Source organism: Dehalococcoides sp. THU4 (assembly GCF_043231265.1).
Lineage (GTDB): Bacteria > Chloroflexota > Dehalococcoidia > Dehalococcoidales > Dehalococcoidaceae > Dehalococcoides > Dehalococcoides mccartyi.
Map to the genome: position 1 here is coordinate 250,177 of NZ_CP171266.1, position 19,816 is coordinate 269,992.

Here is a 19,816-nt window from a genome sequence, read left to right on the forward strand (position 1 = left end):
AGTTATAAAGGCTATTCTGTTTCCTGCTGAACAGGGAACTCCAGGCTGAAATCCAGTGACGGAGCCGAATGGGTCAAAGCCCCCACTGAAATAACGTCTACCCCGGTCATAGCCACTTCGCGGATATTATCCAGATTTATATTGCCGGAGGCCTCTATTTTTATAGTTTCCGGAATAATATCAACTGCTTTTTTCATATCCTCAACGCTCATGTTATCCAGCAGGATGGAACTCGGCCCGGCCTCTATAGCCTGAGCTACCTGTTCCAGCGTATTTACTTCTACAATTACCGGCAGTTTACTCTTGTTGGTCTTAGCCTTTTCAATGGCTTCTTTTATTCCGATACCTTTGGCAGACAAAGCCATCAGGTGGTTATCCTTTATAAGGACTCCGCAAGCCAGGTCCGGCCGGTTGCTTTTACCGCCTGCGGCATACACGGCATATTTTTCCAGCATCCGCATACCGGGTATAGTTTTGCGGGTATCTGCCAGAGATACGTTCAAACCTTCCACCTTGGAAATATACTTGGCAGTAAGGGAGGCAATACCGCTAAGGTGGGTCAGGAAATTCAGGGCGGTGCGTTCACACTTAAGAATGTTTATTACCCGGCCGTTAAGCACCATGACCACATCCCCGGCTTTTATTTTCTTGCCGTCCTCTATCAGTATATCTATTTCCATATTGGGGTCATGTTTCATAAACACTATTTTGGCTACTTCAGCTCCGGCCATTATTCCGTCCTGCTTAGCCACTATAATAGCCCGCCCTGCCAGAGAAGACGGTATTAGTGTTTCGGTAGTAATATCACCCCGGGCAAAATCTTCATCACAAGCATTGTCAATGATTTTCTCAATTTGAGACTGGGACATGTTAATCCTCCTTAATAAAGACTATATGTTTTTCCCACTCAGGCCGGTGGCCGGGGAAATCTGTACGGTAATGTGCCCCGCGGCTTTCCTGCCTGAGAAGGGCTGATTCCACCATGAGCCTTCCGGCCAGGATAAGGTTTGCCAGTTCAATCCCTTGGCGGTTTGAGACATCACCCAGGCTGTACTGCCAGCCTGAAAGTATCTCCTGTGCCTTGGACAGACCGCTATAACTCCTTATTATACCAGAGTCTTCCCAGAGAAGCTTCTGGAGGGAGGGGATTGAAGGGTCAGGCAAATCACGCACGTATTTACCCCACCCGAGCAGCCGCTTGGTAAGCTGGGGCAGGGGTGCCAGCATTTCGGGCTGGTTTTCACCGGCACTGTATTCTATAATCCGCCTGCCGAATACCAGCACCTCTAAAAGCGAATTTGAAGCTAAACGGTTTGCCCCGTGGACACCGGTGCAGGCTACTTCACCGCAGGCAAACAGACCCTTTATATTTGTTTCTCCCCAGCTGTTTACCTTTACCCCGCCTATCATATAATGGGCAGCCGGAGAAACAGGTATGGCCTCACGGGCAATATCCAGCCTGTGGTCCAGACAGAAACGGTATATCTGGGGAAAGCGGCTGCTTACCTTGTGGGGGGGAAGGTGGGTCACGTCCAGATAGACATGGTCAGACTGGGTTTTAAGCATCTCAAGGTGAATACTGCGGGCTACCACATCCCTGGGGGCAAGTTCGGCCTGGGGGGCATATTCGGGCATAAAGCGTTTGCCGCTAATATTCCGCAGAATGCCGCCTTCGCCTCTGACCGCCTCCGAGATAAGAAACGGGGCAACCCCCGGCAGGTGAATGGCAGTGGGGTGAAACTGATAAAACTCCATGTCTTTTATCTCTGCCCCTGCCCGGAAAGCTAATGCCACACCGTCTGCGGTGGCAACCTCCGGGTTGGTGGTAAAGCTGAAAAGCTGGCCTGCCCCGCCGGTTGCCAGTATTACAAAGCGGCACTCAAAATTCTGGATAGCCCCGGTATTGGTATCCAGGGTTGCCACACCCTTGATACGCCCGTTTTCCACAATAAGCTCTTTGGCCAGCGTATCTTCCAGAACCTCAATTTCTGTCGTCCGCACCCAGTTGTTCAGGGTGATTTCAATATGTTTGCCGGTGGCATCCCCCCCGGCGTGAAGTATACGGGGGCGGCTGTGGGCAGCTTCCAGAGTAAGGGCTATTTCACCGTTGACACTGTCAAAAGGCACTCCCAGATAAACCAGCTCGGCAATACGCTGGGGGGCTTCTTCGGACAGCAAACGCACCATTTCAGGGTCACATAAGCCGTCTCCGGCTGAGAGTGTATCTTCAAAATGGAGGCGGGGAGAATCATCCGGGCCGATGGCGGCGGCTATCCCGCCCTGAGCATGGCGGGTATTGCAGTCCTGTATCTTGCCCTTGGTAACCAGCAAGACACTGCCCCGCCCACGCGCCAGCAAAGCGGTATACAGCCCGGCAATACCGCTGCCAATAATTATATAATCATACCTGGAAATCAAAATACGCCCGTCCTGGGGATTTTACTTTTTATCTTCGGGGGCTTTTTTATAGCCTATAGCGCCCCGGGAAACCTTGAGCAGAGTGCCTGACTCCACTTTGATAACTACACTATCTTCGGCTACGGACTCTATCACCCCGTGAATACCGCCTATAGTAATAACGCCGTCACCCTTTACCAGTGAGGACATAAGAGTGGCATGGTCCTTCTGGCGCTGGCGCTGCGGCCTGATGATAAGAAAGTAGAACATACCAAAGAAAAGAGCCAGTAAAACAAACATCATAATAGTCTGCTGATCCATATTTTCTCCTTTAACTTTCCAGTATCTTTACCAGCTTTGCCTGCAAAGACCAGGGGCTGGCTTTAAATATCTTTACATTTATGAGACATCCCTCAAGGGGCAAATCACTCTCCAGAAATACCAGTTTACCACCTAAAGTGCGTCCCTGCCACTTATTCTTTTGCCTGCCCTCCACCAGCACCTCGGCAAAGGTATCTACCAGAGCGGAATTGGCTTTGGATACTGTTTCTTTCTGCAGGTCTTCTATAAGCTTAAGGCGGCGTTTTTTCTCGGCAAGGGGTACATCATCTGCCATATCACGGGCAGCCGCAGTCTGGGGGCGGGGCGAATATGCGGCCACATGGATAGCGTCATAACCGATATCTGACATTAGTTTATAGCTCTGGTCAAACTGCTCTGCGGTTTCAGAGGGGAAGCCCACTATCAAATCTGTCTGGAGGCTGATATCCGGCATGGCGGTTTTCAGACGCCCCACCAGCTCCCGGTACTGTTCGCTGGTATATCCCCGCCGCATAGCCGCCAGAATAGTATCAGCGCCTGCCTGCACCGGTAAACTCAGGGAGTGGCATACTTTGGGCAGGCTGGCCATAGCGTCTATAAGTTTCTGGCTGATATCCTTAGGGTGGCTGGTTAAAAAGCGTATCCGGAGTAAACCCGGTATATCACTAAGGGCATAAAGCAAATCTGCCAGACAGGGCTTTTCGGGCAGGTCATGCCCGTAGGAATCAACATTCTGCCCAAGGAGCACCACCTCACGGCTGCCCCGCCTGACCAGTTCGGCTGCTTCGGAGCATATCTCAGATATGCTCCGGCTCTTTTCCCGCCCCCGGCGGTAAGGCACAATGCAGTAAGTACAAAAGTTATCACAGCCCTGCATGATAGTCACGCTAGCACTTACTGGCGGCTTAAGCGGCAGAATAAACCCTTCCGGAATCTCACCCCAATCAGGCAAAGCACCCGGCTTAAAAATATAATCTACAAACGGAAATTTTTTACGGACAGAAGCTATATCCTGCCCCACCAGACAGCCGGTCAGGGCTATTTTCAAGCGGGGGTTTTTATCTTTCAGCTTGCGCAAGATATGCAGGCGGTTAATAACCTTGTTTTCGGCATGCTCGCGGACAACACAGCTGTTTACCAGCACCAGCTCAGCATCTTCGGCCTTATCCGCCAAAGAGTAACCCCAGAGTTCAAAAAGCCTGCCTAAACGCTCGGATTCGGCCTGATTCATCTGGCAGCCAATAGTCCACAAATAGTAACCGGGCATAAGCAAAAATATCTCCGCATCCAGATTAAACTGAATATAGATTATACCCCAATACCTAAAAATATAATAAGTAGCCGAACCTTTTAAAAAACCGGCTTGTGTTATTGCCGTAAAAGCCGCCGCAAGCCTTTACATACCGTTTCGCCGGAAATATAATACTCCCCATGCAAAAGAAACTTTTTTACCTGCTGATTGTTATTTTAGTATCCGGCCTGGGTATTCTGGGGATTCTCCGGTTCTCCGGTCAGGATGGGGAAGCCACAGATTATTCTAACCCTGATAACTGGCTAGCCCTGCCGCCACAAGCTGTTATGGAGGTGGATATTTTCTATCTATACCCCACGGTCTACCACAAGCAGGCATCAACCGACCCTGACATATGCGAAGTAAACAACGACATGATGCGTTTCGGCGCCCAGATGTCTTATAAACTGCAGGCAACCGCATTTGAAACTGTGGGTAACATATACGCACCCTATTACAGGCAGGGTGATGCGGCAGCGTGTTTGTCCCTGACGGAGGAAGACAGATATAATCTTCTAAGCGGTGCACCCGAAGAGGACGCAATGGCCGCATTTGACTATTATATAAAACATTTCAACAACGGCCGGCCATTTATTCTGGCAGGCCATTCGCAGGGCTCTGAAATACTGCTGTATCTGCTTTCGGACTATATGGGAAAGCACCCGGACGTGTATAAGCAGATGATTGCCGCTTATGCCATCGGTTACTCGGTGACAGAGGATTATCTGGCTAAAAACCCGCACCTCAGATTCGCGGAAAACGCAACTGACACCGGGGTAATCATATCCTACAATACCCAGGCAGCGGAGATTGAGGGTAAGAACCTAATAGTTTCAGAAGGGGCTTTGGTAATAAATCCCATCAGCTGGACCAGAGACGAAGCCCCAGCTTCGGCGTCAGAGAATCTTGGCTCGTACCTGCCCGGTGCGGACGGCTATATTCCAATCAACCCGGATACAGAGTTAAAAAAAATCATGGGGTTAGCGGATGCCCGTGTTGATAACGCAAAAGGCGTGCTGGTATGCAGCAGCGTGGATGCGGAGGCATGGTTTTCAGGAAACCCCGTGCTGGGCAAAGGGGTTTATCACAGTTACGATTATTCGTTTTATTACTATAACCTGAGGCAAAATGCGGCAGACAGAGCCAGAGCGTTTCTGGATAATAACGGCTAAGCCCCTGCCAGCCTGTTTACGCCTGTGATAAACCGGGTAAAACCCCAGTGCCACAGCACCAAACCGGATGAAGTAAAAAAACAAACTTAATCTGAAAAAAGCTAAAGCTGATGAGAAGTTCGGCAAATACAGATGCCGCCGTTACCCCTTATCACTGCCATGGCTGCAACAGCTTTTTTATTGTATTGGCGTTGCGAATAGTGATGTTGCCATAAGCGGAGGTAGAAACGACTTTCAACCACCGTGTGCGGGAGAAGGTTTTTATCGGTGCAGACCAAAAAATCACCTGCCCATGATATGCCACCTTTTCGTATTCAGGCTTTGCCTCACCGACCGCTTTTATGACAGCGTCTGCCTTGGCCGGAGCAATAACAACGATGGCGTTGTGCTTGGAATCAGCATCTCTGTCCCACCATTCGGGAGCATGGTTCAACGCATCAGCAAGGGCGTTTACAGACAGCACAGCAATCGGTATCTCCAAGCTGAAGGTATCCAGCACCACCTGCCGGCATTGCTGCTGCAAAGCAGTGATTTCTTTCTCCTCACAGGAAAAAAAGACATTTCCGCTGTTGATGTAAGTGCTGACTTCGGTAAATCCGGCATTTTCAAACGCAGCTTTTAATTCCGGCATTGAAACCTTGTTCTTGCCGCCTACATTCACTCCGCGCAAAAGCGCTATATACTTTATCTTAGGTCCATTCATGCCTGACCCATCATCATTTGCCATTCCTTTATCATATGGTTATACGGCAAGAAGCTGCTGAAAGTAAATCACGGAATACCAGATATGATAGCGGTAAGCCCGCCCTACCTGAAGCACAGTATATCACGGTACTGCAAACTGACTACACTATACATAAACAAAAGGACTCAAGCCATGATGGTTCAAGTCCTTTTTCTGCGTTTTTTATGGCGGAGGGGGAGGGATTCGAACCCTCGACCCCGGTTTCCCAGGGCAAGCGCTTAGCAGGCGCCCGCACTAGACCACTATGCGACCCCCCCAGTGTCTAAACAAGAAGATAATATAGCATAAGAGCCCAGCTGATACAACCAAAAGCCGCTTGCAAACACCGGGGCGTGTCAGGACTGGCAATGGGGGCAGTAGTAACAGGCCCGCTGGCGTATCAGCTGGCGGTTTATAGGCGCACCGCACTCAGGGCAAACCTCACCCCGGCGGTGGGCAACGTTAAACTCCAGCTGGGCGCCCCCCTTTGAGCCGTCAGGGCGGTGATATGTGCTGACACTTGCCCCCTTGTTCTGTATAGCTTTATGTAAAACTGACTGGATTGCCAAATGGAGTTGGGTTACCTCTGCCTTGCTCAGGCTGCCAGCCGGGCGGAGCGGGTTCAGACAGGCTTTAAACAAAGCTTCGTCCGCATACATATTGCCCACCCCTGCCAGCACCTTCTGGTCAAGGAGAACGGCCTTGATAGGCCCTTTACGCCCCGCAAGACGCTTACCAAGCACCTCCGGGGTAAAATCCCCTTCCAGAGGTTCAGGCCCCAGTTTTTCCAGAATATTATCCAGACTGGTAAGCAAGTTTATCCGCCCGAATTTACGTATGTCGGTGAAGTATACCTGTTCTCCGTTTTCCAAATGGAAGACCGCTCTGGTGAAACGGGGGAACTGTTCAGTCTCAGCCTTGACTGCCGTCAGCCCGCCGCTCATTTTCAAATGCACACTGATAAACAGACCGCCGCTTAAGCTGATGATAATATACTTGCCGCGGCGGCTAAGCCCGGTTACCTGTAAACCGGAGACCAGTTTGTTAAACTCGGTTTCAGGCGGGCAGAGCGTTTTAGCCCACAACGCTTCCATGCGGGTTATTTTTTTGCCCAGCAAATGGGGCATTATTTCATTTTTTACCGTTTCCACTTCAGGTAGTTCAGGCATGATTTACTCCTTTGGTTAATTTGTGCTTAAGATAGGTCAGCCCTATTCCCAGCACTGCTCCCGAAAGCAGGTATGCCCCCAGCACATCACTTGGCCAGTGGGCATTTAAATATACTCTGGAAATACCCATAAAGACTACCGGCACAAGGCAAAGCAGCCGGAGTATAAACCTGAGTACAGGGCGGCGGATAAATTTGGGTATGATAAAAAATATCACCCCGTAACAGGCCAGAGCATAAGCGGTATGGCCTGAGGGGAAACTGGTGCCGCCGTCTTCCAGACTGCCGGGACGGGGGCGGTCAATAAGCCATTTGAATATATACCCCAAGAGGGCGGCAATGCCGGGCACCAGAGCACAGATTACGGACTGTAAACGGTAGCCTTTGCACCACAGCCAGATTACCGCCGCCCCCGGCGGAATAATCCAGACCGGGAAACTGCCCAGGCAGGAAATAAATTCCATAAATCCGTCAAAACCGGGCAGTGAAATATCCTGAATAAACCCTGAGATAGATATATCCGCGGCTAAGACCGGGTTAAAAAATACCAGCCAGGCCAGCAGGATAAACACACCCAGCAGTATCAGATACGGCAGGTAATCACGCAGTTTTGCCAAGTCCGGTATTACTCCATATCTCCCCAGTTAGCCCCGGACTTAAGCTCAACCTTGAGCGGTATTTCAAAGGCAACTGCACCTGACATGGTTTCTACAAGCAAATCACTCATCCGCCCAAGCTCTGCTGTGGGTACTTCAAATATAAGCTCGTCATGCACCTGAAGCAGCAGGCGGCTTTTCAGCTTTTCTTCTTTAAGCTTTTCGTCCAGCCGGACCATAGCCAGCTTGATAATGTCAGCAGATGTCCCCTGTACCGGCATATTGATAGCCATACGCTCGGCTGATTCACGCAAAATACGGTTGGGTGAATTGATTTCCGGTATATAGCGGCGTCTGCCCAGCAGGGTTTCCACATAACCCTGAGTACGCACCTGCTGCTTAATCTCCGAGAAATAAACAGCCACCCGCGGATATTTTTCAAAATAGGCTTTTATAAATTTGTCGGCTTCTTCCAGCGAAAGCTCGGTAGCCTGTTCCAGCCCGTAGCTGCTCATGCCGTATATCACCCCGAAATTTACGGTTTTAGCCAAGCGGCGTTGTTCTTTAGTCACCTTTGACGGGGATACATTCAGCAATCTGGCGGCGGTTGCAGTGTGAATATCCTGGTCACTCTGGAAAGCCTCTATCAGGGCGGGGTCCTGGGAAAGATGGGCCAGCACCCTGAGGTCTATCTGGGAGTAATCTCCCGCCAGCAGCACTGTGCCTGGAGGTGCAATAAATGCCCGCCGTATCTCCCTGCCCATTTCGCCCCTGACAGGTATGTTTTGCAGATTAGGCTCGGAAGAAGATAACCTGCCGGTAGCTGTACGGGTCTGGTTGAAACTGGTATGCAGCCGCCGGGTATGTGGGTTTACCATACGCGGCAGGGTATCCAGATAGGTAGATTTCAGCTTTACCAGCATACGGTATTCCAGTATCAGGTCTACAATACGGTGCTTGCCCTTCAGTTCTTCAAGCACCTCTGCCCCGGTGGAATAGCCGGTTTTGGTCTTTTTGATAACCGGCAGTTTCAGTTCATCAAAGAGTATCCGCCCAAGCTGCTGGGGGGAGCCTATGTTAAAGCTATGCCCGGCCTGGGCATAGATATCTTCTTCCAGTTTAAATATCTGCCTGCCTGTCTTTTCAGCCATAGCCTTCAGCAAATCTGTATCCAGCATAATGCCGGTGCGTTCCATGCCCAGCAGTATGGGCAAAAGGGGCATTTCCACCTTGGCAAATAAATCCATCAGCCTGGTTTCGGCAAGCTGGGCGGCAAAGATACCTTTGAGGCGGAAAGTGTAATCAGCCGCAAGCTGGGCTGCTTCTGAAAGCTGAACCTCGCTGAAACTGGCTTTTTTGCCGTTTCGGGTCAGTATATTTTCAATATCCGCAATCTCTATGCCGAAATGTTCAAAGACAAGGTCTTTGATAGCCAGATTTTTTTCACCCAGCAAATGGGCGGCAATCATGGTATCAAAATCCAGCCCTTTTACTTCCTGCCCGGCAGATAAAAGCAAATTCATAAGGTACTTGGCGTTATGGGCGGTTTTACTTATTTTTTCATCACCAAGCAGCGCTGCCAAGCCGGAATGCCCTTCGGCGGCAAACATCTGCCCTTCTGAAGCACTGCCGATAAACTCAGCAGGTATAAAACAGGCATCACCCGCCGCACTTGAAAGTGCCAGTGCCGTCAGGCGGGCATCCATAGCTTCTTCGGGAGTACCCGAAACCGCCAGCGCCAGCTCTTTGGCTTCACCAAGGCGTTTAACGATGCTGTCTATATTTTGGCTGTCTGCCACCGTATAGCGGGTTTCAACCTTTGGAGCAGCAGCAAACATATCCGGCGTACCCTGAAGCTGGTTTTCCCCTCCCGGCAGGCGGTCAATCAGCCTGAAAAACTCCAGCTCACGGAATAGGTCTACCACTTTCTGGCGGTTATAGTGCTCTGCCCGGCATTCCTCAATACTGAAATCAAGCGGTAAATCACACACGATAGTTGTCAGTATTTTACTGTCACGGGCTACTTCGGCATTGTCTGCCAGCTTTTTCTGAAGACCGGGCGGGCTTATTTTATCCAGATTTTTATAAATATCTTCTATGCCGCCGTACTCTTCTATAAGTTTCTGGGCGGTTTTCGGGCCTATGCCGGGTACTCCGGGGATATTGTCAGAAGGGTCACCCATAAGGGCTTTGTAATCTGCAATATGCTCCGGCCCCAGACCGTATTTTGCCCTTACCGCCGCCTCGTCATACAAACTGGTGCTGGCAAAAGAACCTGCCGGACCGGGATACAAAATGCGGATATCCGGCCCGACCAGCTGCATGGAGTCTGCGTCTCCGGAGGCTATAATAACCTCCATACCTGCGGCAGCGGCTCTGGTTGCCAGCGTACCCAGCACATCATCAGCCTCAAAGCCGCTCTGTTCGTATACCGGCATATTAAAAGCATCTACAATCTGGCGTACCCGCCCCAGCTGGCTGACCAGTTCGTCAGGCATGGGCGGACGCTGGGCTTTGTATGCTTTGAACATTTCATGGCGGAAGGTTGGGCCTTTTCTGTCAAAGGATATGGCGTAACAATCCGGTTTAAGGTCTGTTAAAACTTTAATCAGTATGGAGGCGAAACCAAAAGCGGCACCCACTACTTCACCTGTTTTACGGATGGCAAGCGGAGGAAGTACATGATATGCCCGGTGAACAAGGTTAGTGCCGTCAAAGAGGACTATTACAGGTTTATTCATAAACACATTATAGCAGATGAGGCCAAAATGGGTTCAGGTATTTTGGCCGCTGTGAAGAAGCCTGAGCTAGGTTTCCAGCGGCAGTCCGCCGGATATCCAGGCGTTTATTCCGCCCTGCATGTTATATATAGCGGCAAAGCCGTTATCCAGCATAAGCCGGGCAGCGGAAGCAGAGCGGTTGCCTGTACGGCAGTAAACGAGGTAAGTCTTGGTTTTATCAAAGGCCGAAAGAGAAGCTTCAAAGGAAGCGTAATAATCCAGATTTACCGCACCCGGAATATGCCCCTGAGCATACTCAGACGGGGTACGCACATCTAAAATAATAAAATCCACAGAGACCGCATTCCGGTCTATAAGGGCTTTGGCTTCGGCAACAGATATATTCTGGACAGAGGGCAGATTTGCATCATCAACAGCGGAGCCAGTATCACAGCCTGTCAACACCCCGCAAAATGTGAGTAACAATGCCAGTACGGCAATCAGATTACGTTTGGAGGGCACAGATTAAACACCGATAAAATTCGGCTGGAGCTTAACTCCGGAATAATCTGACATGGTCTGCAGGCAGGTTTCTTCACGCTGGGTAATCCAGGTGGATACACTGGTCAGCCCGAAATCAGACATCTGGCAGAAAGTAACCATCAGCTCGTTACAATAGCTGTAGTAGCGCGAAGAACGGTTATCAAAACTGACATGGCCCGTATCAGCCATTTGCTCTATAAGCGAACGCAGTTTCAGGCGGTTATAATAGGCCGCCCGCATACCGGCCAATATGCCGTCAAAGAAAAGCTGGGCGCGGAAGTTCACCATCTGGCCTTCATTATTGAAAACCACATCAAAAGAGCCGCCGGTGGCACCGGATTCTTTAAACTGAAAAACCTTTTGTTCATAACCTATTGGCAGAGGCGGAGCAAGCTCCGGCAGGCGCACTTCCGGAGTTTCGGTGATATCGGTCAGGCTTTCACCACCAAACCGGCGGATTATATCCTGAGGAGACTGAAAAGCAGCGTAGTCACCCAAAACTTCTGACACAAGTGTAAGGTAAGACAGTGATTCTTTTGGGTCATACTGACGCAGTCTCATACTTCCTCCAGCCTTTTTCGGGTAAAGCTAAGCGAAACAGTCATAAAATATATCAGACGGATACGCATACCTCTTGCTAAAAACGTATCCGGCAACCACCGCCAACTAACCGCCATTTATTTGTAAGGCCAGAGAGAATCTCTAAGGAGTAACTCCCCCGGTTTTGCCCCAAGCCAAATACCGGACAAAACATACCTATCCTTTACATAGCTGTCTCAGGTGATATGTACATTATAATACCCCTTGTGAACAGGGTGTCAAGTGCAACCCAGGGCAAAGGCTCCGGCAGAGACTTTCACGAAGCAACCACCCCAATCAGTCAGAGTGCCTGCCCTGAAACACTTATCTATACTATACCATATATTAGTTGTTTGTATAACTATCTGCTACAAAAAGACCCTCTCCCGCCCGGGCATTAAAGTATCCAGATAAACACTTTAATGCTATAATTAAGGGTAATTGTGTGCCGGAGGCGAAAAGTGAACACCAAGGACCTGCTGTCTATTTCAGACCTTTCCCCTGACGATATCGGGCGTCTGCTTTCAGATGCCATTGAACTTAAAGCCAGGGGCTGGAACAGCTGTCTTTCCGGTAAAACTCTGGCTCTGGTCTTTGAAAAACCCTCCCTGCGTACCCGAGTCAGCTTTGAGCTGGCCATGAAGCAGCTGGGCGGGGAAGCACTGTATCTTTCACCGGCTGAGGTAGGTTTGGGCAAACGCGAACCGGTGGCTGACGTGGCCAGAGTCCTAGCCCGTTTTGTAGACGTTATCGCCTGCCGCACCTTCGGGCATGATACTCTGGTACAGCTGGCAAAATATGCCGATATACCTGTTATAAACGCCCTTTCAGACTTAGAGCACCCCTGCCAGGCACTGGCGGATATCATGACCATATATGAAAAAAAAGGTGAGCTTAAGGGGCTTAATCTGGCTTATATAGGTGACGGCAATAACTGTGCCAACAGCCTTTTGCTGGCCTGCGCCATGACGGGAATAAACTGCCGCTTGGCTTCACCCGAAGGCTATCTGGTAGACAAGGCCATATTTGCTAAGGCCAAAGCCTACGCACAAGACAGCGGGGCTGAACTATACAGCGGGACAGACCTTAAGGCCGCCCTTCGCGGGGCGGACGTAATCTATACTGATGTCTGGACCAGCATGGGACAGGAAGCTGAAACTGAAAAACGCCTTAAGGATTTTGCGGGTTTTCAGGTGAATGCCAAGCTGGTTTCCATGGCTGATAAAGATGCCATCATTATGCACCCTCTGCCGGCTCATTACGGCGAAGAGGTTGACCGGGAAATACTGGAATGCCCTCAGTCTGTTATCTTTGACCAGGCCGAAAACCGGCTGCATGCCCAAAAGGCGGTACTAAGAGATATGCTGGGTGGACTGGAGATAGGCGGCAGGCACTAAGCGGCCGTGAAATATATGAATAATACTACCCCTATTATTGCCATTGTGGGGCGGCAGAACGTGGGTAAATCCACCCTGCTTAACCGCCTTGCCCATAAGAATCTGGCCATTACCGAAGACCTGCCCGGTACTACCCGTGACCGTTTGTTTACGACTGTAAGCTGGCTGGACCGCCGGCTGATTATGGTGGATACCGGCGGGCTTGACCCGGATCTTGAGAGCATTATCGGCCAGCAGGTAAATATCCAGATAAGTCTGGCCATAAAAGAAGCCGATCTGGTACTTTTGGTAGTAGACGTAAAAGCCGGGCTGATTACACCTGACTACGAAATGGCAGATATTATCCGCCGCACCGGTAAACCGGTAATACTGGTGGCCAATAAAGCTGACAACCTGAAAATGGGCCAGGAAGCCGCTGAATTTTACAGCCTGGGCTTTGGCGAACCTTCGGTTATCAGTGCCTTCCACGGCAGCGGCATTTCAGATCTGATGGACCGGGTGCTGGAAGAACTGCCTGACCAGCCCATTGCCACCCCAGAAGAGGACAATTCGGTTAAGCTGGCACTTGTGGGAAGGACCAATGTAGGTAAATCCACCCTGCTTAATACCTTTATGGGACAGGAACGCTCTATAGTAAGCAACATACCCGGTACTACCAGAGATGCTATTGACACACCCCTTGACTTTAATGGTACTAATGTGTTACTTATAGATACTGCAGGGATAAGACGGCGCGGTAAAGTTGAGAGCGGTGTTGAAAAATACAGCGTACTCAGAGCCTTAAAAGCTGTAGACCGGGCAGACATAGTACTGCTGGTTATGGATACTGAAGAGCTGGTGACCGCTCAGGACACCCACATTGCCGGATATGTCCGGGATACCGCCAAGGGTATTATAATTATCCTGAATAAATGGGATCTGGGTAAAGGCCAGGACAAAGCTGAAGTGACACAGACTATCCAGAGTAGATTTAAGTTTTTGGATTACGCTCCGATATTGTTTGTTTCAGGCAAAACCGGGCGTGGTGTTGATACTATTATCCCCATGGCGCTGAAAGTTCAGGAAGAGCGCAACAAACGTATTCCCACTGCCAAGGTAAACAGCGTGGTCACCGAAGCCCTTTCCGCCCATACCCCGCCCCATCAGGGCAAAACCCAGCTGAAAATCTATTACGCCACCCAGGCAGACACCAATCCGCCTTCATTTGTGTTTTTCGTCAATAACCCTAAACTGGTTCATTTTTCGTATGAACGCTTTATTGAAAACCGTCTCAGGGAGTCTTTCGGATTTTTCGGTACCCCAATCCGTTTAACTTTTAAAGCCCGAGGTGAAAAATGTTAATTGCCAAGCTTCTGCTTGTTGTTATAGTAAGTTATCTCCTGGGTTCAATCCCCTTTGGGTATTTAGTCAGCCACCGAGGTTCCAAAATAGATATCCGCAGTTACGGCAGCGGACGCACCGGAGCTACCAATGTCCTGAGAACCATGGGCAGGAAAGCTGCTTTGCTGGTAGCCGCTTTAGACGTAGTCAAAGGAGTTTCAGCCGTGGCTTTTGCCGGGCTGGTCATAGGCACGGAAGCGCTTACTTTCGGGACTAACGGCATGGCTATTTTATTCGCCCAGGTGCTGGCCGGGCTGGCGGCTGTTGCCGGGCATATCTGGCCTGTGTTCCTTAAATTCCGCGGCGGCCGCGGTGTGGCTACCTTCTTCGGGGGCATGATTGCCCTGTGTCCGGTGGCGGCCATATTCGGCGGTGAAGTACTGATAATAGGTGCCGGGCTTTCCGGTTTTGCTTCGCTGGGCTCTATAACCGGGGTAGTGGGGGCATATGCCTTGCTGATACCCCTTACATTTATCAGCGGTTTCCCCACCGAGTATATAGTTTATGCAGTTTTAGGTTCGCTTCTAATTACCATCATGCACCGCGATAATATTAAACGGCTTTTAGCGGGTAAAGAACGCAAGCTCAACGAAAAATCCCGTTAAACACCCCTTGTCTAAAACCAATCCGGCATTAGAAAGCTTAGGTTTTTCATGTCTAAAGTTTGTATTATAGGCACTACTACCTGGGGCATTACCCTGGGTACGGTCATAGCCCATAAAGGGCGCGAAGTAATGCTCTGGGCACGCACCGAGGACGAAGCCGCACTTCTCTCAGCCCAGCGCCGTCCGGCTGATTTTTTGCCGGAAGATTATTATTTCCCCGAATACCTGAACGTAACCGCCAGTTTGGAGGAAGCCCTAGCCGGGGCAGACATGGTTATTATGGCTGTGCCTTCCCAGCGGATGCGCCCCAATATACGGCTGGCTGCACCTTTGCTGACTAAAAACATGCTGGTCTGCAGCGCCTCCAAGGGGCTGGAAATAGGTACTGCCAAGCGTATGAGCCAGGTAATTGCCGACGAGATTTCCCCGGATTTTTCCCAGAATATATGTGTTCTTTCGGGGCCGAATCTGGCTATGGAAATACTAAAGGGGCTGCCGGCTGTAACTGTACTGGCTGCCGATACTGAAAAGACGGCTAAAAAAGCCGCCAAACTGGTAACCGCCAGTAACTTTTGCGCTTACACCAATACGGATATCATAGGGGTGGAGCTGGGCGGCTCACTCAAGAATATTATCGCTCTGGGGGCAGGCATAGCGGACGGGCTGAGCTTCGGCAACAACGCCAAGAGCGCCCTGATTACCCGCGGCCTTACCGAGATTTCCGCCCTGGGGGCGGCTTTGGGGGCAAACCCTCTGACATTTTCGGGTCTGGCCGGACTGGGTGACCTGATTGCCACCTGTTCCAGCAACCTGTCACGCAACCATTTTGTGGGGGTGGAATTAACCAAAGGCCGCAGCCTGAATGACATTATGTACAGCATGAGCAATGTAGCCGAAGGTGTTTCCACTACCGCAGTAGCCTATGAGCTGGCCCGCTCTATGGATTTGGAAATGCCGGTAACCGAAAACATTTACAACGTGCTTTATAATAACGCAGACCCGAAGGAAGCCGCCAGAAAACTGATGGCTGCCCAGGCTGCCCATGAACTGGCCGGACGCAAGTGGGATTTGTTTAAAATGTTCCGCAGGCGCAGAACCCGCAAAACACCTGAACTTAATCCGGATTAGAAAACTTAAAGACCGGCTACTTTTTATCCTCGGCGAAAGACTTCTCCAGCTCCTCAAAGAGCTGTTTCTGTTTACGGCTGAGCTTCTCAGGAGTAACAACGTTCAGGTGCACCATTTCGTCACCGCTGCCAAAGCGGTTCAGATGGGGAATACCCTTGCCCTTCAGCACAAAGTACTTGCCGTTCTGACTGCCTGACGGAATTTTCAGCTTGTGAGAGGTGCTAAGCCCCGGCACATTTACTTCAGTGCCCAAAGCCGCCTGGGCAAAATTTATCTCAAGTTCATAAATAACATCATCACCGTCACGTTTGAAATCCGCATGTGAGGCAATGCTTACGTTTATATACACATCACCGGCGGAAGCGCCCTTATCACCTACACCGCCGTAGCCGTTAAGGCGTATCTGGTTGCCGTCTGCCACCCCGGCAGGTATCTTTACCTGCACAGTCCGCTTGACATATTCTTTACCGGTACCCCGGCACTTGGCACAGGGTTCGCCGATGATAGTCCCCTCACCCCGGCATTTGGGACAGGGGGTTACGCTGGTAAAACGCCCGAAAACACTCTTTTGCACCTGATAAACCTGCCCGGTACCGTTACAGTTGGTACATTTTACAGGTGAAGTGCCGGCTTTAGCTCCCGTACCGCTGCACTCAGAGCAGTATTCAAGCCTTTCGGTGGTAATTTCTTTTTCAACCCCGGTTGCGGCTTCTTCAAGAGTTATCCGTATATCATAAGACATATCCGGCCCGCGGCGGGGGCCGCGCTTGGCACTCTGGGTAGCACCGCCAAAAAATGTCTCAAAAATACTGCCCAAACCGCCGAAATCAAAGTTTTCAAAGCCGCCCTGACCAAAGGCATCTGATCCGGCGCTGAAACCAAACCGGTCATAGGCCGCCCTTTTTTCGGGATTGGAAAGGACTTCGTAGGCTTCGTTTATTTCTTTGAATTTTTCGGCAGCGCCATCCTCGTGGTTACGGTCAGGATGATGCTTCATAGCCATCTTGCGGAAGGCCTTTTTTATATCTTCGTCAGAAGCGCTGCGTTCAATACCCAGTACTTCGTAATAATCTCTTTTATTTGCCATAGTTTATCATTATAACCTAAAACTTTATTTTATAGAAATAAGACAGTTCAAATGAAATATGTTTTTGTTTACCAAATATCTGCTGGGAAAAGGGTGGGAGGGGGCATTACACCCCCTCCCAAAGGCCGCAGAATCAAATTCCCGGCCTTTATTTAAACTTCGCGGAATTCTCCCTCTACCGTGCCTTCGTCGTCATTCTTTTTGCCTTCTGCCGAAGGTTCTTCCTGAGCGGGAGCGCCCTGCTCCTGCTGCTGGCCGTAAACGGCACTGCCTACGCTTTGAAGAGCGGTGGAAAGTTCCTGAGTAGTTGTCTTGATAGCGTCCACATCAGTACCCTGAAGGGCAGTGCGGACGGCCGCTATCTTGCTTTCCAGTTCGGTATTCAGTTCGGCCGGTATCTTGTCCTTATTGTCACGCAGGGTCTTTTCGGCATTGTAAGCAAGATTATCCGCCACATTCCGGGCTTCTATCTCTTCCTTGCGTTTGCTATCTTCAGCGGCATGGGCTTCCGCCTCACGGGTCATCTTTTCAACCTCTTCCTTGGAAAGGCCGGAGGAAGCGGTGATAGTTATCTTCTGTTCACGCCCGGTGCCTTTATCCTTGGCTTTGACGGAAAGTATACCGTTGGCATCAATGTCAAAGGTAACCTCTATCTGGGGGACGCCGCGGGGGGCGGGCAAAATGCCGTCCAGCATAAAGCGGCCCAGAGTGCGGTTATCGGCCGCCATGGGGCGTTCGCCCTGCAGGACATGGATTTCTACGCTGGGCTGGTTGTCAGCCGCAGTGGAAAATACCTGGCTCTTGGAAGTGGGAATGGTAGTATTGCGGGTAATAAGAGCGGTAGATACACCGCCAAGGGTCTCAATACCCAAAGTCAGGGGGATAACATCCAGCAGGAGTACGTCACTGACTTCACCCTTGAGTACGCCGGCCTGAATGGCAGCACCGATAGCTACCACCTCGTCAGGGTTTACACCCTTGTTAGGTTCTTTGCCGAAAAACTCTTTGACCTTCTGCTGTACCAGCGGCATACGGGTCTGTCCGCCTACCAGAATAACCTCGTTGATTTCAGAAGCAGTCTTGCCCGAATCTTTCAAAGCCTGGCGGCAGGGCTCAAGGCTCTTGTCTACAAGGTCCATTACCATCTGCTCCAGTTTGGCACGGGTAAGGATAATATTTAAGTGCTTGGGCCCTGAAGCATCTGCGGTGATAAAGGGCAAATTTATCTCTGCCTGCTGAACAGTGGAAAGCTCTATCTTGGCCTTTTCAGCCGCCTCTTTCAGACGCTGCAAAGCAGTTTTATCTTTAGAAAGGTCAATGCCCTGGTCTTTCTTATATTCGGCTATAAGCCAGTCAATAATCTTCTGGTCAAAATCATCACCGCCCAGATGGGTATCACCGGCGGTGGATTTTACCTGGAAAGTGCCTTCGCCCAGTTCCAGTATGGAAATATCAAAGGTACCGCCGCCCAAATCATAAACGGCGATAGTTTCATCTTTCTTCTTGTCCAGACCGTATGCCAGAGCAGCGGCGGTGGGTTCGTTGATAATCCGCAGGACTTTCAGCCCGGCAATAGCCCCGGCGTCTTTGGTGGCCTGGCGCTGGGCATCGTTAAAATAAGCCGGTACGGTAATAACCGCTTCGGTTACCTTTTCGCCCAGGTAGGCTTCCGCATCTGATTTAAGTTTCTGCAAAATCATGGCGGAAACTTCGGGAGGGCTGAAATCCTTGTCACCCATAACCACCCGGACTTCATTATTGTTACCCTGAATAACCTTGTAAGGTTTGCGTTTGGCATCTGCCTCAACCGGCAGCTCACGCCCGGCGGGTTCGCCCCATTTGCGTCCCATAAAACGCTTAATGGAATAAACCGTGTTTTCAGGGTTCAAAATAGCCTGATTTTTAGCCTGACGGCCAACAATACGTTCACCGTTTTTGTTTACTGCCACTACCGAAGGAATAAGGGTGCTGCCTTCGGCAGAAGGGATAACTACCGGTTCGCCGCCCTGCATGACGGCAACTTCACTGTTTGTAGTACCAAGATCTATACCAACTACTTTAGCCATTTGTGTTTCGTTCCTCCTTGTTTACTTAAAGAAATTTATCTCATGTCCGAATCAGACCGGCAGGGCTGGTTTCCGTTACCTACCACTACCAGAGATGTTCTAAGTAACTTATCCCCTACCGTATAACCCCGGCGGGCTTCGTGTAAAATAATGCCTTCCGGCCCGTCTTCACAGGCAACCGCCTCATGCAGGCGGGAATCAAAGGGCTCACCGGCCGCCGGAATAGCTTTGACACCCTGATTGTCCAGTATAGCCTGAAACTTGCGGACTATCAGGTCCAGCCCCTCCACAAAAGAGTGTCCGGCAATATCCGCCGGAACAGATGCCAAAGCCCGCTCCAAATCATCCAGCACCGGCAAAACCAGCATAAAAGCGTTGCCTCTGGCCATATCACTCTGGACGTTTCTTTCCTGCTCTATATACCTTTTGTAGTTTACAAACTCAGCTCTGGCCCTCTTCAGGTTGTCCAGATATTCTTCTGAACGTTTCTTTTCGGCGGCCAGCTGGGCAGTCAGGCTGTCTGCCTGAGTATCAGCTTTAACCTGGGTATCTTCAGGGTGTTCATTTCCTTCTTTATCATACATTTTTTTATCTGTCATAATCCCTTCCTAACTTAAAAATGTACTATATGCCCTAAAGGCA

18 protein-coding genes and 1 tRNA gene are annotated in these 19,816 nt (G+C 50.3%); 5 read left to right on the forward strand and 14 right to left on the reverse strand.

The window, feature by feature from the left end; genetic code table 11:
• Nucleotides 1–11: 11 nt before the first annotated feature.
• Genes nadC through miaB form a run of 4 tightly spaced genes read right to left on the reverse strand, consistent with a single transcriptional unit; the run spans nucleotide 12 to nucleotide 3,985 of the window.
• Nucleotides 12–869 carry a carboxylating nicotinate-nucleotide diphosphorylase gene (gene nadC, locus ACE6F3_RS01355; protein WP_010937070.1) on the reverse strand — a complete coding sequence of 286 codons (858 nt, stop codon included), beginning with the start codon at nucleotides 867–869 and terminating at the stop codon, nucleotides 12–14.
• Nucleotide 870: 1 nt separating this feature from the next.
• A complete protein-coding gene (nadB, locus tag ACE6F3_RS01360; RefSeq protein WP_279115240.1) occupies nucleotides 871–2,418 on the reverse strand; it encodes an L-aspartate oxidase in 1,548 nt (515 codons plus the stop codon).
• Nucleotides 2,419–2,439: 21 nt separating this feature from the next.
• Entirely contained in the window at nucleotides 2,440–2,718 is a 279-nt protein-coding gene (gene yajC, locus ACE6F3_RS01365) for a preprotein translocase subunit YajC (protein ID WP_010937071.1), read from the reverse strand.
• Between the two features lie 10 nt (nucleotides 2,719–2,728).
• On the reverse strand, nucleotides 2,729–3,985 hold the full coding sequence (gene miaB, locus ACE6F3_RS01370; RefSeq protein WP_279115237.1) for a tRNA (N6-isopentenyl adenosine(37)-C2)-methylthiotransferase MiaB: 1,257 nt from the start codon (nucleotides 3,983–3,985) through the stop codon (nucleotides 2,729–2,731).
• Between the two features lie 164 nt (nucleotides 3,986–4,149).
• Here miaB and ACE6F3_RS01375 point away from each other — a divergent pair, with 164 nt between their 5' ends.
• On the forward strand, nucleotides 4,150–5,181 hold the full coding sequence (locus ACE6F3_RS01375) for a DUF3089 domain-containing protein (RefSeq protein WP_279115235.1): 1,032 nt from the start codon (nucleotides 4,150–4,152) through the stop codon (nucleotides 5,179–5,181).
• A gap of 151 nt (nucleotides 5,182–5,332) precedes the next feature.
• Here the strand turns inward: ACE6F3_RS01375 and ACE6F3_RS01380 are convergent, their stop codons facing one another.
• From ACE6F3_RS01380 to ACE6F3_RS01410, 7 genes are all read right to left on the reverse strand, one after another.
• Nucleotides 5,333–5,908: a DUF1697 domain-containing protein gene (locus ACE6F3_RS01380; protein ID WP_279115233.1), complete on the reverse strand. Its 576-nt coding sequence runs from the start codon at nucleotides 5,906–5,908 to the stop codon at nucleotides 5,333–5,335.
• Between the two features lie 183 nt (nucleotides 5,909–6,091).
• Nucleotides 6,092–6,183: transfer RNA gene (locus ACE6F3_RS01385), tRNA-Ser, on the reverse strand.
• Between the two features lie 78 nt (nucleotides 6,184–6,261).
• A complete protein-coding gene (gene mutM, locus ACE6F3_RS01390) occupies nucleotides 6,262–7,074 on the reverse strand; it encodes a bifunctional DNA-formamidopyrimidine glycosylase/DNA-(apurinic or apyrimidinic site) lyase (protein ID WP_279115230.1) in 813 nt (270 codons plus the stop codon).
• Entirely contained in the window at nucleotides 7,067–7,690 is a 624-nt protein-coding gene (locus ACE6F3_RS01395) for a phosphatase PAP2 family protein (RefSeq protein ID WP_279115228.1), read from the reverse strand. The genes mutM and ACE6F3_RS01395 overlap by 8 nt, the downstream gene beginning before the upstream one ends.
• An 8-nt stretch (nucleotides 7,691–7,698) precedes the next feature.
• Nucleotides 7,699–10,410, reverse strand: coding sequence for a DNA polymerase I (gene polA / locus ACE6F3_RS01400; protein ID WP_279115227.1), 2,712 nt, complete (start codon nucleotides 10,408–10,410; stop codon nucleotides 7,699–7,701).
• A 66-nt stretch (nucleotides 10,411–10,476) separates the two neighbouring features.
• Nucleotides 10,477–10,911, reverse strand: a complete 435-nt coding sequence (locus ACE6F3_RS01405; RefSeq protein ID WP_392654792.1) for a rhodanese-like domain-containing protein — start codon at nucleotides 10,909–10,911, stop codon at nucleotides 10,477–10,479.
• Between the two features lie 3 nt (nucleotides 10,912–10,914).
• Entirely contained in the window at nucleotides 10,915–11,493 is a 579-nt protein-coding gene (locus ACE6F3_RS01410; RefSeq protein WP_010937079.1) for a hypothetical protein, read from the reverse strand.
• A 479-nt stretch (nucleotides 11,494–11,972) separates the two neighbouring features.
• Here ACE6F3_RS01410 and argF point away from each other — a divergent pair, with 479 nt between their 5' ends.
• Genes argF through ACE6F3_RS01430 form a run of 4 tightly spaced genes read left to right on the forward strand, consistent with a single transcriptional unit; the run spans nucleotide 11,973 to nucleotide 16,021 of the window.
• Nucleotides 11,973–12,908: an ornithine carbamoyltransferase gene (gene argF, locus ACE6F3_RS01415; protein ID WP_392654794.1), complete on the forward strand. Its 936-nt coding sequence runs from the start codon at nucleotides 11,973–11,975 to the stop codon at nucleotides 12,906–12,908.
• Between the two features lie 15 nt (nucleotides 12,909–12,923).
• Nucleotides 12,924–14,249: a ribosome biogenesis GTPase Der gene (der, locus tag ACE6F3_RS01420; RefSeq protein ID WP_041342991.1), complete on the forward strand. Its 1,326-nt coding sequence runs from the start codon at nucleotides 12,924–12,926 to the stop codon at nucleotides 14,247–14,249.
• Nucleotides 14,243–14,893: a glycerol-3-phosphate 1-O-acyltransferase PlsY gene (gene plsY, locus ACE6F3_RS01425; protein WP_010937082.1), complete on the forward strand. Its 651-nt coding sequence runs from the start codon at nucleotides 14,243–14,245 to the stop codon at nucleotides 14,891–14,893. Before der ends, plsY begins: the two co-directional genes overlap by 7 nt.
• A 48-nt stretch (nucleotides 14,894–14,941) precedes the next feature.
• Nucleotides 14,942–16,021, forward strand: a complete 1,080-nt coding sequence (locus tag ACE6F3_RS01430; protein ID WP_279115219.1) for an NAD(P)H-dependent glycerol-3-phosphate dehydrogenase — start codon at nucleotides 14,942–14,944, stop codon at nucleotides 16,019–16,021.
• A 16-nt stretch (nucleotides 16,022–16,037) separates the two neighbouring features.
• Here the strand turns inward: ACE6F3_RS01430 and dnaJ are convergent, their stop codons facing one another.
• The 3 genes from dnaJ to ACE6F3_RS01445 all read right to left on the reverse strand — a co-directional run bounded on the left by dnaJ (nucleotide 16,038) and on the right by ACE6F3_RS01445 (nucleotide 19,773).
• Entirely contained in the window at nucleotides 16,038–17,108 is a 1,071-nt protein-coding gene (dnaJ, locus tag ACE6F3_RS01435) for a molecular chaperone DnaJ (protein WP_279115216.1), read from the reverse strand.
• 152 nt (nucleotides 17,109–17,260) lie between these two features.
• Nucleotides 17,261–19,174 carry a molecular chaperone DnaK gene (dnaK, locus tag ACE6F3_RS01440; protein WP_010937085.1) on the reverse strand — a complete coding sequence of 638 codons (1,914 nt, stop codon included), beginning with the start codon at nucleotides 19,172–19,174 and terminating at the stop codon, nucleotides 17,261–17,263.
• A 35-nt stretch (nucleotides 19,175–19,209) separates the two neighbouring features.
• Nucleotides 19,210–19,773 carry a nucleotide exchange factor GrpE gene (locus ACE6F3_RS01445; RefSeq protein WP_324664691.1) on the reverse strand — a complete coding sequence of 188 codons (564 nt, stop codon included), beginning with the start codon at nucleotides 19,771–19,773 and terminating at the stop codon, nucleotides 19,210–19,212.
• Nucleotides 19,774–19,816 lie beyond the last annotated feature (43 nt).

Bases quoted from the DNA above. Each gene is read 5' to 3' on its own strand.
- dnaJ (WP_279115216.1), bottom strand. From the start codon at position 17,108: ATGGCAAATAAAAGAGATTATTACGAAGTACTGGGTATTGAACGCAGC.
- der (WP_041342991.1), top strand. From the start codon at position 12,924: ATGAATAATACTACCCCTATTATTGCCATTGTGGGGCGGCAGAACGTG.
- plsY (WP_010937082.1), top strand. From the start codon at position 14,243: ATGTTAATTGCCAAGCTTCTGCTTGTTGTTATAGTAAGTTATCTCCTG.
- ACE6F3_RS01445 (WP_324664691.1), bottom strand. From the start codon at position 19,773: ATGACAGATAAAAAAATGTATGATAAAGAAGGAAATGAACACCCTGAA.
- nadC (WP_010937070.1), bottom strand. From the start codon at position 869: ATGTCCCAGTCTCAAATTGAGAAAATCATTGACAATGCTTGTGATGAA.
- mutM (WP_279115230.1), bottom strand. From the start codon at position 7,074: ATGCCTGAACTACCTGAAGTGGAAACGGTAAAAAATGAAATAATGCCC.
- ACE6F3_RS01380 (WP_279115233.1), bottom strand. From the start codon at position 5,908: ATGGCAAATGATGATGGGTCAGGCATGAATGGACCTAAGATAAAGTAT.
- yajC (WP_010937071.1), bottom strand. From the start codon at position 2,718: ATGGATCAGCAGACTATTATGATGTTTGTTTTACTGGCTCTTTTCTTT.
- ACE6F3_RS01375 (WP_279115235.1), top strand. From the start codon at position 4,150: ATGCAAAAGAAACTTTTTTACCTGCTGATTGTTATTTTAGTATCCGGC.
- ACE6F3_RS01410 (WP_010937079.1), bottom strand. From the start codon at position 11,493: ATGAGACTGCGTCAGTATGACCCAAAAGAATCACTGTCTTACCTTACA.
- miaB (WP_279115237.1), bottom strand. From the start codon at position 3,985: ATGCCCGGTTACTATTTGTGGACTATTGGCTGCCAGATGAATCAGGCC.
- ACE6F3_RS01430 (WP_279115219.1), top strand. From the start codon at position 14,942: ATGTCTAAAGTTTGTATTATAGGCACTACTACCTGGGGCATTACCCTG.
- dnaK (WP_010937085.1), bottom strand. From the start codon at position 19,174: ATGGCTAAAGTAGTTGGTATAGATCTTGGTACTACAAACAGTGAAGTT.
- polA (WP_279115227.1), bottom strand. From the start codon at position 10,410: ATGAATAAACCTGTAATAGTCCTCTTTGACGGCACTAACCTTGTTCAC.